At 56.8% G+C, this 13502-nt stretch carries 10 protein-coding genes; 6 read left to right on the forward strand and 4 right to left on the reverse strand.

What is annotated here, in order from left to right; translation table 11 throughout:
* Positions 1-53: 53 nt before the first annotated feature.
* Positions 54-1088: a 3',5'-cyclic-nucleotide phosphodiesterase gene (locus VGM48_RS24915; protein ID WP_331583709.1), complete on the reverse strand. Its 1035-nt coding sequence runs from the start codon at positions 1086-1088 to the stop codon at positions 54-56.
* Between the two features lie 140 nt (positions 1089-1228).
* Between VGM48_RS24915 and VGM48_RS24920 the strand changes: the two genes are divergently transcribed.
* The gene (locus VGM48_RS24920) at positions 1229-1705 is read left to right on the forward strand and encodes an OsmC family protein (RefSeq protein ID WP_331583711.1); all 477 of its coding nucleotides are present in this window, start codon (positions 1229-1231) and stop codon (positions 1703-1705) included.
* On the opposite strand, the gene VGM48_RS24925 is transcribed toward VGM48_RS24920, so the two are convergent.
* Together VGM48_RS24925 and VGM48_RS24930 are read right to left on the reverse strand one after the other, a co-directional pair.
* Positions 1683-2411, reverse strand: coding sequence for an acyl-CoA desaturase (locus VGM48_RS24925; RefSeq protein ID WP_331583713.1), 729 nt, complete (start codon positions 2409-2411; stop codon positions 1683-1685). The two genes, VGM48_RS24920 and VGM48_RS24925, sit on opposite strands and share 23 nt — an antisense overlap.
* A gap of 98 nt (positions 2412-2509) precedes the next feature.
* Positions 2510-5005, reverse strand: coding sequence for a YfhO family protein (locus VGM48_RS24930; RefSeq protein WP_331583715.1), 2496 nt, complete (start codon positions 5003-5005; stop codon positions 2510-2512).
* A gap of 269 nt (positions 5006-5274) precedes the next feature.
* Between VGM48_RS24930 and VGM48_RS24935 the strand changes: the two genes are divergently transcribed.
* From VGM48_RS24935 to VGM48_RS24945, 3 genes are read left to right on the forward strand one after another with little or no spacing between them, the layout of a single operon-like run.
* The gene (locus VGM48_RS24935; protein ID WP_331583717.1) at positions 5275-5763 is read left to right on the forward strand and encodes a glutathione peroxidase; all 489 of its coding nucleotides are present in this window, start codon (positions 5275-5277) and stop codon (positions 5761-5763) included.
* Between the two features lie 59 nt (positions 5764-5822).
* Complete coding sequence (locus tag VGM48_RS24940) at positions 5823-6299, forward strand: hypothetical protein (RefSeq protein WP_331583719.1); 477 nt, start codon at positions 5823-5825, stop codon at positions 6297-6299.
* 53 nt (positions 6300-6352) lie between these two features.
* On the forward strand, positions 6353-6907 hold the full coding sequence (locus VGM48_RS24945) for a DUF4142 domain-containing protein (RefSeq protein WP_331583721.1): 555 nt from the start codon (positions 6353-6355) through the stop codon (positions 6905-6907).
* Positions 6908-6938: 31 nt separating this feature from the next.
* Here VGM48_RS24945 and VGM48_RS24950 read toward each other — a convergent pair whose 3' ends face one another.
* Positions 6939-7787 (reverse strand): aldo/keto reductase, encoded by an 849-nt coding sequence (locus VGM48_RS24950; protein ID WP_331583723.1) that lies wholly within the window; start codon positions 7785-7787, stop codon positions 6939-6941.
* A 127-nt stretch (positions 7788-7914) separates the two neighbouring features.
* Between VGM48_RS24950 and VGM48_RS24955 the strand changes: the two genes are divergently transcribed.
* Positions 7915-10968, forward strand: a complete 3054-nt coding sequence (locus VGM48_RS24955; protein ID WP_331583725.1) for a S9 family peptidase — start codon at positions 7915-7917, stop codon at positions 10966-10968.
* Positions 10969-11044: 76 nt separating this feature from the next.
* Positions 11045-13495: an ABC transporter permease gene (locus tag VGM48_RS24960; RefSeq protein ID WP_331583727.1), complete on the forward strand. Its 2451-nt coding sequence runs from the start codon at positions 11045-11047 to the stop codon at positions 13493-13495.
* Positions 13496-13502: the final 7 nt, after the last annotated feature.

Raw genomic sequence — 13502 nt, forward strand, 5'->3', positions numbered from 1 at the left:
TTTTTTTGATGGGGGCTTTGGAGCTGGTGCCGGCTTTTCGGGGCGCGGCGACCTTAGAATTCCAGGCGGCGGCCTTGCTGGGGGAAGATGAGTTTTAGATGGAGGGGATTATTGGCGAGGAGCTGGCGGCGGATCGTCTCTTCCTGGTTGGCGACGGGCTTGCGGTGGGTGATGACGACGGGCAGGTTGTTGAGAGCGGCGGGACCGCAGAGTCGGGCGAGGGCATTCATCTCCTGTTGGAGGAGGGCGGGGGTGAGGTGGCCGAAGAGGGATTTGACGGGTTGTTCGTTGGGAAAGGAGACTTCAATAAAAATGGCTTTCAGGTTGCCGCCTTTTATAAGCGGGGCAACGGCCTGCCAGACCGTATGCAGCCGGTCGGAGTGTTCGACGCTATCGGCGCCGGTATCGCCGAAATAGAGCAGCCGGTTGGAACCGTTGCGGACGAGGAAGGCGGTGCTTTCGTAGGGGTTGCCGTGACTTAACGGGAAGGCCTCAACGAAGAGCGGGGTGTTGTCCGCGGGGATCTCCTTTCCGGGTTCCAGGGTGACGTAATGATATTTCTTCAGCTGAGGCTTCTCGCCTTCGTCGCCGAAGTTGGCCCAGCTTTTCCAGCTGAAGTATTTCTCCTGTATCGTCGAAAGACAGGAGGCCAGTCCATAGATATTCTTGGCGGTGTCGTCGGGGGAGTTGATGATGAGGCCGGCGACGTGATCGAGGTGGGGATGCGAAATGAAATAGCCTTTTATCCGCGTGCGAAGGAAGACGCCCGGAGGAAGGTGGAAGACGCCGTTGGCGCGGGCTTTCTCCAACCCGGCGAAAAGAGTGCCGGCGTCAAGACAGATATAGTCCGCGCTTCCCGCAGCGGCCACCGCGTATGCGGAGAGGTTGCTTTCGTCAAGACCGCCGCGCACCCCGAGAGGAACGACGGAGAACGCCGGCCCGGGGGTTGCGCCGGAGCCCGGATGGGTAATGGCCGAATGGGCAGCGGGTTGCGCGGCGGTGGGGAACGCATGGAGGAGCGCGGATAGAAGCAACAGCCATATGGGCGCAATTCGGAGCAGCCGGGGGGCAGCGGGAATAGTATTCATGCCCTAAAAATAAGCCCTTTGCGGTTAGGATCGTATACCGGAGAAAGCCCAACCGGCGTGTTCGGCGCGACAGGCGTGATCGGCGCGACCGGCGTGCCCGGCCCGTGGGGCGAAAGGGGGATATCGTATCTTTAGGCTCTATGGCAAAAGAACATCACTATCAGACCCAGCTGCGGTGGACGGGCAACCGGGGCGAGGGGACCAGCCACTATCGTACGTACGACCGGGATCATCTCCTTTCAGCGAACGGCAAGCCGGAGATCGCGGCTTCTTCCGATCCTTCCTTTCGCGGTAACCCGCAGCGTTATAATCCGGAGGAATTGCTGGTCGCCTCTTTGTCTTCCTGTCATATGTTATGGTATCTGCATCTCTGCGCAGTGAACGGGGTCGTCGTTGTCGACTACAGCGATTCGGCCGAAGGGACCATGCTGGAGACCGAGGATGGCGGCGGTTACTTCTCGACGGTAGTGCTGCGGCCCGTGGTACTTGTGAAGGAGGCCGGCATGAAGGAGAAGGCAGAAGCCTTGCATCATGAGGCGAACAAACTTTGTTTTATCGCTAACTCGGTCAGATTCCCCGTCCGGCACGAGCCGGTCATATCTTCCGCAATCGGATGATCCGCAGTTTGTGCAGCAACCGCATCACGGGATAGGTCGGGTCAAACTCGAACCATTTCCGGGCGAAGTTGGCATCGTTGGGACTCTTGTGGTGGTTGTTTTGAAACAGTTCGCCCATCATCAGGAAGTCCAGCGGCAGCGTATTCTTGCTGTGGTCGTCGTTGTCGTAATTGGAATAGCCGTATTTATGTCCGCACCAGTTGACGATGGCGCCGTGGATCGGGCCCATCAGGAAATGGATCGGCAGCAGCAGGAAGAGCCACCAATGAGTGGCGAACACCACATAAAAAGCGACGTAAGAGAGGGCGAAGAGGAGGCGGGTGATCCAGATATCGCTGATGCGATCGAGGGCCGGCCAGGTGGGATAACGGTCACGGAAGGCCGGTTCGGGTTCCAGCTTGTATTTACGGTAGTCGAGATAGACGTTTTTCGTCTTGACCATCAATCCCCAGACATCCTTTATGAAATGGGGGGAGTGGGGGTCCTTTTCGGTGTCGCTATAGGCATGGTGCATCCGGTGGAGGATGGCGTAAGCGCGGGGGTTGAGAAAGGAGGAACCCTGGGTGACGAAGGTGAATGTGTAGAAAAATCTCTCCCAGAACTTATTCATTTTAAACATCTTGTGCGAAGCGTAGCGATGCAGGAAGAATGTTTGTGAAAATAGGGACAGAAACCAATGACACAAGAAAAACACTAGGATAGCCATAAGAGAAAACAATAATGTACCTTATAAAAGGTGCAAAATTAGGTTGTTTTTAGTAGACCGGAGGGTTTTGTTTATGATGGTTTTATGACGGTTGCGGGTTATGGCGATTGTGTTTTTTTGACGGCTGAGGGCTTGTTGCGGCCGGTCTGGATGCCGGCGATGATCAGCAGGGCCAGGAGAATCAAGCTGGCGGCAACTTGTATGGTTCTGCTGGTATAATAGGATGCCGGGTGGAACTCGAAGCGGATGGCATGATTTCCGGCGGGGATGGCGACGCCCCGGAGGACGTAGTTGGTGCGCAGGATGGGGGCTTCGGTGTTATCGATATAAGCATGCCAGCCGCGGTTGTAGTAGACTTCGCTGAAAACGGCGAAGCGGGGTGCGGTGGTGTTGGAGTGATAGAGCATCTCGTCGTTGTCGTGCTTCTCCAGCCAGATGGAGTCGGCGGGGCCGGGGGTGCCGAGGGCGGTAGCCGGGACGGCGCTGCGGTCGGTGCTGAAGAGGACGGCGGTATCTTTTACATCGAGGGTGGTGAGGGCATCCATGACGGCTCTGGAGCTATCGTCAAACCTTAGACCGCGGACCAGCCAGACCGGGCCAAGGGCGCCGGGATTGCGTTCGGCCGAGTCGCGGCCGCCACCGGCGGGCAGAAGGATGTATTTTGTATTGAGCATATCCAGCACGGGCTGGCAGTTGGGAAATTTATAGAGCTGGTTCTCGAGCAGATCCTGGTAGATGCTCAGCTTTGCCGGATGATAGCCCGCGATGGAATGATGAAAATAGGAGGACGGGACGTTGGTGATGGTGGGACCGCCGCCATAGCGGAGATCGAAGACGCGGTAGTAGGATTTGTCCGCCATGATCTGCTGATCGGCAGCCGTGGGTTGGAAAGGCGTTTGGGCTTCTTCTTCGTCGACATATTTATCCGCGCTGAGGTATTGAACGTCGATGGTAAACAGATCGACCAGGGTGAGCGCGCCGATGATGCCGAGGGCGAGCAGTGGTTTGAGCCGGTTTTTGAGCCAGAGGAAGCCGATGCCGGCGGCGATGGCGACATAGAAGAGACTGCGTAGGAGGCTGCTCAGGAAGAGGCTTTGGCGGTCTTGCCGAAGGGCATGGATAAAGGTTCGGATATAGTCCTGGATCTGCGTGGGCGCCGCGGCGGCGGCCTGCTGGATGCGGCTGTCGCTTTCGGCGGCGTAGTCGAAGCTGCTGTACAGGATGAACAGGAGGACGAAGATCCCGCCGACGAGATAGAGTCCTTTTTTATATTGTTTCCAGGCCGCGGTGCGATCGGTGGCGGACATGGTGAGCAGGCGGTTCAGCGTCAGGGCGGCCAGCACCACCAGCAGCAGGGTGGGGACGACGATGATCACGCTTGGGGCCCGGAATTTATTATAGGCCGGGAGGACTTTCAGCAGGAAGCTGTTGAAGCTGAGGAAATACATCCCCCAGCTCATCATGAGCGTGACGACGGCTGCCGCGAGGATCCACCATTTGTGTTTGCCGTCGAGGAGGAAGAACCCGAGGAGGGCAAACAGGACGATGACGGCGCCGGCATAGGCGGGGCCTGCCGTGGTGCCGATGCCGCCCCAATAGCTGTTTGGGGAAAGCTGCTGGGCGAGCTGCTGCGGCATGCTCTGAAGGGCGTTCATCGTTTTGGAATCATCCGCGGTTATCTGCGGATCGTAATCGCTGCCGCCATAGATCTTGGGTACGAGCAGGGTGAAGGCCTCGGTCTTGTACATGCTGTAGCTCAGTGCGTAGTCCTGGCTGAGACCTGTTTTTGTGACGGCGCCGCCGGGTGTGGCCAGATCGCTCCCGCCGCGGAGGGAAGCCTTTGCATAGTCGGCGGTGGTGAAGATGACCACCGCGTTGCAGGCGATGCCGAGGAGTCCCCCGATGGCGCCCAGCACCACTACTTTTCCAAGATGTTTATAGTCTTTTTCTTTTATCCAGCGCAGGAGATAGGCGAGGGTCATGAAGCCGGCGGCGATCAGCCCATAGTAAAGGATCTGCGGGTGGTTGGCGGCGATGTACAAGGCGGTGAAGAGGGCGAGAGCCACGGTTCCCAGCCAATATTTTTTCTCGTAGAGCAGGATCAGGGAGGCGAGGAAGGCGGGCATCACGGCGATGGCGTACATTTTCGTCGAGTGGCCCACTACCAGGATGGAGGGGTTATAGGTAGAGTAGGCATAGGCGAGACCGGTAATCATGCCGACATAGGGATTCAGTCCCAGTGCGAGGGCCAGGATATAAAAGCAGATGCAGGCCAGCAGGAAGAGGCCGGCCGGGTTGGGGAGGCCGAATGTGATGACCTTATAGATCAGATATTGCGGGGAGAAGGAAGGGGCATCCATGGCTACCTGGTAGGCGGGCATGCCGCTGTGGAGGCTTTCGGTCCAGAGGGGGAAATGGTCATGGGTCGCCTTGTACTCGAAGGAGTTCTGAGCCATGGCTTTCCAGCCTGCGGTATCGCCGGGAGCGAGGGTCTTGTGTTCTAAGATGGGGCTGCAGTAAATGAGAGCGACCAGGATGAACACCCCGATGGCGATAGCATGGGGGATTAGCGGGCGGTACCAGGACTTTTGCATGGGAGCAATATTACGTAAAAAAGGCTATGCAATGGTTTTCAGATAGTTTGGTTTTTGGGGATTAATTTCCGACGTCTGTGAGGGGCCTTTTTAGCGGCGTCCGGGGGGTGAAAGAAATTCGCCGGCCGCAGTGCGAATGTGTTAAAAAGCCCTACCTTTAATCCGGGCGGCGAACCGCTGCCTGCAAAGTCTAGCGATTGCATACCAACGTTTAACATTCTCACAGTTACTACCCGGGCCTGCCCGGGATTTTTCTTTAATTTCAGTCCATGGCAAAAGAATTTTATGAACTGTCCGCGAGTACGCCCCAGGGGCGGGCGGTGAGTATGGCCGGCTACCGGGGGAAGGTGGTGCTCGTTGTGAATACGGCGACGCAATGCGGGTTGACGCCGCAGTTTGCGGGGCTGGAGCGATTGCATCAGCAGTATAAGGATGCGGGGCTGGTGGTGCTGGGGTTCCCGTGTAACCAGTTTGGCGCGCAGGAGCCGTTGTCGAATGAGGAGATGGAGCAAACCTGCCTGATCAATCACGGAGTGACGTTTCCGTTATTCGGGAAATCGGAGGTCAACGGGCCGGTGACGAACCCCGTGTTCCGGTTTTTGAAAAAGAAGCTGGGTGGATTTTTCGGCAGCCGGATCAAATGGAATTTTACGAAGTTTCTGATCGACAGAGAGGGGCGGCCCGTGAGGCGGTATTCGCCGGTGACGAAGCCGGAGGCGATGGAGGGGGAGATCAGGAGGTTGCTGGGGCAACGATAATCTTTTTTGCTCGGGTGGTTCTTCATACAAGGAAATATTAAAGCCAATGATAGAAAAAGATGATTTATAAGCGACCCCCTTTAACTTTCGATGAATGGACTGCCGTCTCAAAACAAGCGACTTTCATTGAATTTGATTGGATCGGAATCGATAATCAAGGGAAAATTGGAGTTTTTTCCAGTGTTACCGTAGGCTACATCCCATCCAAGGTTTTTTATTCTTACGAAAGCTATGTTGTTTTGGAAAGTGTATTTGGCGATCTTCCGAAGATTACCGTTGCCAAACTTGCTACGAAGGAATCAGGTCGGAAGGACTATTGGGTAAATTGGGCGCAGAAGGGATTGTTTGCTTTTGATAATGAAGATGTCCATCGAAATCAACGATTGGACAGGTACGATCTGATTGCCGTTCCGGAAAAGGCGTTACTTTTTGACGGTGTTCCGGAAATTGGCGCCTGCGAAGATATAATTCCCAGATTCAACCTTGCATTTACTGGCGATATTTCGTTTAGTCAACTAAAGGAAACTGGGCTGTGACGGCGAATCGCTAAATGGCATATGTTTTGAGGCCGCCATCTTAAAATGATAGTATGAAAAGCTTGATTTACTTGCGAGCGGCGGGTTTCGCGGTTGCGCTGGCGGCGTGTGGGGGTAGGCAGCCGGAGAATGTGAAGACGGCGGAGATGGCGAATGCGGATAGTACGGCGCCGTCGAAGCAGGATTCGGAGTTCATGGTGAAGGCTGCGAGCGGAGAGCACTTAGAGGTGGTGCTGGGGCATCTGGCAGAGAGCAATGGGGCGAATCCGGGGGTTAAGCGTTTTGGAGAGATGATGGTGCAGGAACATAGCCAGGGAGAGGAGACATTTCGGGGGCTTGCGGCTTTGAAGCGCATAACCCTGCCGGATACGTTATCGGTTCAGCTGGAGGAGGAGCGGGCGAAGCTTGAGAAGAAGCATGGCGCCGCTTTTGACAAAGCATATGTCAAGATGATGGTGGACGGCCATAAAGAGGATATCAGCGAGTATCAGCATGCCGCGATAAATGGCAACGACCCCGATATAAAGGCGTTGGCCGCGGCGAATATTCCCATTCTGCAAATGCAGCTGGATTCCGTGCAGGATCTGACGATGGTGGTGGGTAAATAACCGCCGCCCTGGCGGGCGACGGTTATCGGGACTATTTTTCCAACTGTTCGAGCATTTCTTCCGTCAGCTCGATCTTTTCGGCCTCCATATTCTCTTCGAGGTGCTTCACGCTGGAAGTGCCGGGGATGAGGAGGTTGTTGGACGAGTGATAGAGCAGCCAGGCGAGGGCCACCTGGTGTGGGGTGGCGCCGATCTTTTTGGCGACGCGTTCGACGGAGGACATGGTGCTGAGATTACCGGCGTTGATCGGGTTCCACGGGATAAAGGCCTTTTCGGTGGTCTCGCAATATTGCAGCACCGATTCCCATTTGCGGTAGTCCTGGCTATATTTGTTTTGCACCGACACGACATCGATGTATTCTTCCGCCTTTTTTATTTCCTGTACACTTACTTCGGAGAGGCCGATATATTTAACCAGGCCTTCTTCCTGGACGCCCTGCAGGAATTCGAGGGTCTTCTCGAAGGGGACAGCGGGATCGATGCGATGCAGCTGGTACAGATCGATGCGATCCACATTGAGGCGGGCCAGGCTGCCTTCGAGGGCTTCCTTGAGGTGATCGGGCCGGGCGTTGACCTGCCATTGATTGGGGCCGGTGCGGAGGAAACCGCCTTTGGTCGCGATGACCAGTCCCTTCGGATAGGGATGGAGGGCTTCGGCGATCAGTTCTTCGGAGACGTTTGGTCCATAGCTGTCGGCGGTGTCGATGAAGTTGACGCCCAGCTCGACGGCGCGGCGGAGAACGCGGATGGCTTCGTCTTTATCTTTGGGTGGGCCCCAGATACCCTGACCGGTGATGCGCATGGCGCCATAACCCATCCGGCGGACCGTCAATTCACCGCCGAGCGTAAAGTCCTTTCGGAGGCTTAGTTTCGTAGTCATATGATTTTTGTTTTTAGTGTTATGTGCAGGAGAACAGCGAGTGCACGATCAACGCCCCAGTCATAGAAATTGTTCGCCGTGAATGCCCGGTTTGGATTAAATTCGTTAGGTAACCAAAGCGCTCCACATGAGAACCTGTTTTCCTGTTTTTACCTTTATTCTATCGAGCATCCTTTTATCAGGGGCCGTCCAGGCCCAGTCGCCGGGGGATAAGAAACCTTTGGACCCGACTGTTTATGACAAATGGGAGAGCATCGGAGAGCGGACCCTTTCGAATGACGGCAAATGGCTGGTTTATAGCATTACCCCGCAGGAAGGAGATGCCCGCCTGGTCATCCGGGGGACGGCGAACGACTATGCAAAAGAGATTCCACGAGGGACGGGAGCCACGATCACCGAGGATGGCCGGTTCGTCGTGTTTTTGATCCATCCTTTTTTTAAAGCCACCCGGGAAGCCCGCATCCGCAAGCGAACGCCTGATCAGATGCCCAAGGACAGCCTTTGCTGGCTCGAACTGGGAACCAATAACCTGGTGAAGATCCCCCGGGTCAGATCCTATAAGGTGGCCGACAAGAATGGCGAGTGGCTGGCCTATCTGCTGGAGAAACCGCTGCCCGCGAATGCGCCGGCGGATTCCGCGACCAGGCTAAAACTGCTAATGGCACGCGCCGACAGTCTAGCGCGGGTGGCCGACAGTCTCAAGCGTCAGGCGGCCGAGGTGGAAACAAAGGGTTGGAAGGCGGTCATGCCGGCCGGAGCCCGGGGACGTATGGGTGGTGAGGCAAGGGGCGCCGAAGGCGGGGCCGGCCGGGCCGGTGGGGCGGGGGAGACAACGGAGGAAGGCACCGAACTGGTCCTGTTGAACCTGCGCACGGGGACGGAGAAACGATTCCCGCTTACCAGTGAATATACCTTCAGCCCGCGCGGGAACACCCTGGTCATCGAGATGACGCGGCGGGTTGCCGATACCAATTCCAAGGCGGCCATTCTTTGGTTCAATACCGCCACCGGCAAGCAGGATACGGTGTTAAGAGGCTTTCATGATGCAAAGAACTATGCCCTCGACGAGGCCGGCGCGCAGCTGGTCTTTGTGGCGGAACGGGACAGCGTGCCGAAGGCGCTGGTCAAATTTTATCGCTGCTGGTATTATACGCCGGGGATGGACAGCGCGGTGGTCCGTGCCGACCGGAACAGCATTGCGGCTGCGCTGACGGCCAGCCCCAATCACCACGTGGCCGTGCCGACCGAACGGCTTGGGTTTACGGTCAGTGCGGACTTCGCCAACAGCTTCAGCAAGGACGGCAGCCGGCTTTATTTTGGGTTGGCGCCGATCCGGCCGCCAAAGGATACGGCGCTGGTGGATTTCGAGACGGCACGGCTGGATGTCTGGAATTATAACGACGATTATCTGTCCCCGCAACAGCTGGTGCAAGTCAACAATGAATTAAAGCGCAGCTACCTCGCCGTGATACCCAGGGACGAGAACCGGATGATCCCGCTTGGGGATGCGGATTGTGAGACCGTGATCCCCGCGCAGGAGGGGAATGGCCGGTTTGCGCTGGGGATGAGCAGCCGGGGATATCGTATCCAGCAGCAGTGGGAGGAGAACGGCCTGCAGAAGCTGTATCTTATCAATATCCGGGATGGCAGCCGGCGGCTGATCCGGGACAAGGTGCGGGGTGGGGCGACGCTTTCGCCGGATGGGAACTATGTCCTCTGGTATGATTGGAAAGGCCGTAACTGGTATACGTATGCGATTGCCAATGGAAAAGTCACCAATATCACGGCGGGTATCCGCCTGCCGTTGTATGATGAGGACGATGATCATCCCGATGATCCGCCGCCGCATGGGACCATGGGTTGGCTGGATGGCGACAAGCGGGTATATGTCTATGACAGGTATGATATCTGGCAATGTGATCCGGCGGGGCAGGGCGCCCCGGTTTGTCTGACCCAGGGCATTGGCCGCCGGCATCTGTGGACCTTCCGTAATTTCCGGCTTGACGGTGAAGAACGCCGGGGACGCGGGGGCCGGTTTCTGCGACAGGACTCCGCGCTGCACGAAGGGCAACGGCTGGTACTGACGGTATTCGATCAGCGGGATATGTCGGCGGGGTATTTGTTTTACCCGATGGGTGGACGGTTTGCGCCCGATACAACGGTCCGGCTGACGGGGGCGTGGAGCTATACCGATTTCTTCAAGGCAAAGGAGGCGCCGGTGGTTGCTGCCCTGAAGGGGAGCTTTGACAAATCCTATGACATCTACATCGACGACAAGCGCTACAGCCATATCAATCCCCAGCAGGGGAATTACAACTGGCTCACGGTGGAATTGCATCACTGGAAGATGTTCGACGGGAAGATGAGCGAGGGTCTTCTGTATAAGCCGGAGAATTTCGACAGCACGAAGAAATACCCGATCATCTTTTATTTCTACGAACGGGATGTCCGGACGAGGTATGACTATATCGCTCCTCAACCGGTGCGGGCCTCGATCAATATCGCCTATTTTGTGAGCAACGGCTACCTGGTCTTCGACCCGAATATCTTCTACAAGACGGGGCAGCCGGGGGAGGATGCTTATAACTCCGTCATTTCGGCGGCGAAATACCTGTCGAAATTCAAATGGGTGGACACGACGAGGATGGGGCTGCAGGGGCATAGCTGGGGTGGGTACCAGGTGGCTTACCTTGTGACGCGTTCGCATCAATTTGCGGCGGCGGAGGCCGGCGCGCCGGTGGCGAATATGACCAGTGCCTATGGTGGTATCCGTTGGGAGACGGGGATCAGCCGGCAGTTCCAGTATGAGAGATCACAGAGCCGCATCGGCTATACCCTCTGGCAGCGGCCCGATCTCTATCTGAAGAACTCGCCGTTGTTTCGAGCCGACAAGGTGACGACGCCGCTGTTGATGATGCACAACGATGCCGATGGGGCTGTGCCCTGGTATCAGGGGATCGAATACTTCTCCGCGCTGCGGCGGCTGGGAAAGAAGACCTGGCTGATCGAGTATAACGGGGAAGGGCATGGACTGACTGAGCGGCGGGACCGGAAGGACTGGTCGATGCGGCTCGCGCAGTTTTTTGGCTATTATCTGAAGGGAGAGCATGTGCCCCGGTGGATGGTGGAGGGCGTTCCGGCGACGTTGAAGGGAATCGACTGGGGGCTTGGTGATGAATAGCGGCGGAAGACGGCGTAATGCGGCGGCGCCACCGGCGGAAGCTCGATGAACAGATTGTTAACCTAACAACTATACCATGTTCCGAAACTACTGGAAGGTAGCCATGCGCAGCCTTCTCAAAAGAAAGGGATTCACGCTTATCAATATCCTGGGGTTGGCGACGGGGATGGCCGTTTGCCTACTTATCGTGCTGTTCGTGAAGCATGAGCTGGGGTATGACCGCTGGGAGACCCATGGCGACCGTCTCTACCGGGTCGTTCTCGACCGGAAGTATCCCGAGCGGAAGACCTCCTATGCGATCATTCCTATTTCCGTGGGGCCGGCCATCCGGAAGGAGTTTCCGGAGGTGGAGGAGATGACGGGCTTTGGGGACTTCACGGGACAGAATGCCTTACTTGTGCGCATCGGTGAGAAGCGATTCGAAGAACACCATGTATTGACGGCCGACAGCACTTTTTTCCGGGTCTTTCCGATGCAGCTGTTACGGGGCGATGCGGCCACCGCGCTGGAGAAGCCCGGGATGGCGGTGTTGAACGAGAGTACCGCGATCCGCTTGTACGGGTCGGCGGCGGAGGCGATCGGCAAGGAGTTTGAGCTCGACCGGCAGCAGCGGTTCAGGATCACCGGGGTGTGCCGCGACGTGCCGGAGGATTCGCATATGACCTTTAACATCCTGCTTTCCGCGACTAGCTTTCCCTTTGGACGGCAGGTCAACTATACGGGGTTTTCCACCTATACTTACCTTCTTTTGAAGCCGAATGCTTCGGCGGCGGACCTGGAGGCCAAACTGCCGCAGGTCGTCAAGAAATATGTTGCGGGGGCTATCGAGCGGAATTTCGGGATGACCTTCGAGCAATTCACCGCGGCAGGAAACGGCTATCACTACTATCTGCAACCGGTGCGGAATATCCATCTCGATTCGGACCTCGAGGCGGAGCTGAAGCCCAACGGCAGCCGGCGGGCGGTGACCATCTTCGGGATCATCGCGGCGTTTATCCTGGGGATCGCCTGTATCAATTTTATCAATCTGTCGACGGCACGTTCGGTCGAACGCGCAAAAGAAGTGGGCATCCGTAAGACCTTCGGCTCCGGGAAGCAGAGCCTTGTTCTCCAGTTTCTGCTGGAGTCCACGCTGGTGAGTGTCTTTGGCGTCGTGCTGGCGTTGGGACTGGTCATCGTGGCGCTGCCTTTTTTCAACCGCCTTTCGGGGGAGACCCTTTCCGCTGGCACGCTGCTGACGCCCGTGACGATTCCCGCGCTGCTTGGATTCGGGGTGTTGGTCGGACTGGTCGCGGGGCTCTATCCGGCGGTGGTACTTTCGTCCTTCCAGCCGATCAAGGTGCTGAAGGGTAAGTTCCAATCCAATAAATATGGGATAGCGTTGCGCAACGGGCTTGTCGTTTTTCAGTTTGCCATTTCCATCGTGCTCATCATCTGCACCATCGTCGTCAACCGGCAGATGGGATATATGCTGGGGGATAAGCTGGGCTTTGTAAAGGACCATGTCATCGAGATCGAGCGAACGGATCTGCTCGGTACCCGGACGACGGCGTTTCGGAATGAGCTGGCGGATATTCCGGGAGTCGGGAAGATCGGCGGTACGTCGAGTATGCCGGGTGAGGGCGGTTTTTTCGGCATCTCCTGGCAGCCGGTAGGCTCACGGGAATCGATGACCGGACGGGGGATCATTGCGGATGCGACCTTTGCCGAGGCACTGGGTCTGTCGATAAAGGAAGGCCGGTTCTTCAGTAAGGCGTTTCCCACCGATTCGCTGGGTGTCGTCCTCAATGAGAAGGCTGTGACCGCGCTGGGGTTGAAAGAGCCGGTCATCGGCGCGCGGCTGACCACCACGAGCGAGAACTTCAATCCCAAACCCGATTCATTCTACACGTATACGGTGATCGGCGTGGTTCATGATTTTCACTATCAGAGTCTGCATCAGGCCATCAACCCGCTGGTATTTTCCAATGCGGCGAAATTTGGGGATGTTACAGGGGTAACGGCAGTGCGGATCAAAGGGGATCAATATGGGCCGGCGATTGCCGCCATGGCGCTGAAGTGGCGCGAATTCGTGCCGGATCATCCTTTTCATTATACCCTGCTGGACCAGACGCTGGCGGCGCAATACCGGCCGGAGCAGACCCTGCAGCGCATCTTTACGGTCTTCTCGGCGCTGGCCATTTTTATCGCCTGTATCGGGCTGCTGGGTTTGGCGGCCTATGCCACGCAGCAGCGGATCAGGGAGATCTGTATCCGCAAGGTGCTGGGGGCGAGGATAGGGACGATCGTCGGGCTTTTGTCGCGGGATTTTATCCGGATGGTGACCTTATCGGCCCTGATCGCCTTTCCGCTGGCCTGGCTGGCGATGCATTCCTGGCTGCAGGGATTTGCTTACCGGGTGGGGATCAGCTGGTGGATCTTTATACTGGCCTGGGTACTCTCGCTTCTGATCACGTTGCTGACCATCGGGTTTCAGGCGGTACGGGCGGCGGGTGTCAATCCGGTTAGTATCTTGCGGAGTGAATAAGCCGGTC

It is taken from the genome of Puia sp., from assembly GCF_036500295.1.
GTDB lineage: Bacteria > Bacteroidota > Bacteroidia > Chitinophagales > Chitinophagaceae > Puia.

Excerpts from the sequence above, each read along its gene's own strand:
- VGM48_RS24915 (WP_331583709.1), bottom strand. The coding sequence starts at position 1,088 with ATGAATACTATTCCCGCTGCCCCCCGGCTGCTCCGAATTGCGCCCATA.
- VGM48_RS24935 (WP_331583717.1), top strand. The coding sequence starts at position 5,275 with ATGGCAAAAGAATTTTATGAACTGTCCGCGAGTACGCCCCAGGGGCGG.
- VGM48_RS24940 (WP_331583719.1), top strand. The coding sequence starts at position 5,823 with ATGATTTATAAGCGACCCCCTTTAACTTTCGATGAATGGACTGCCGTC.
- VGM48_RS24945 (WP_331583721.1), top strand. The coding sequence starts at position 6,353 with ATGAAAAGCTTGATTTACTTGCGAGCGGCGGGTTTCGCGGTTGCGCTG.
- VGM48_RS24960 (WP_331583727.1), top strand. The coding sequence starts at position 11,045 with ATGTTCCGAAACTACTGGAAGGTAGCCATGCGCAGCCTTCTCAAAAGA.
- VGM48_RS24920 (WP_331583711.1), top strand. The coding sequence starts at position 1,229 with ATGGCAAAAGAACATCACTATCAGACCCAGCTGCGGTGGACGGGCAAC.
- VGM48_RS24925 (WP_331583713.1), bottom strand. The coding sequence starts at position 2,411 with ATGGCTATCCTAGTGTTTTTCTTGTGTCATTGGTTTCTGTCCCTATTT.
- VGM48_RS24950 (WP_331583723.1), bottom strand. The coding sequence starts at position 7,787 with ATGACTACGAAACTAAGCCTCCGAAAGGACTTTACGCTCGGCGGTGAA.
- VGM48_RS24955 (WP_331583725.1), top strand. The coding sequence starts at position 7,915 with ATGAGAACCTGTTTTCCTGTTTTTACCTTTATTCTATCGAGCATCCTT.
- VGM48_RS24930 (WP_331583715.1), bottom strand. The coding sequence starts at position 5,005 with ATGCAAAAGTCCTGGTACCGCCCGCTAATCCCCCATGCTATCGCCATC.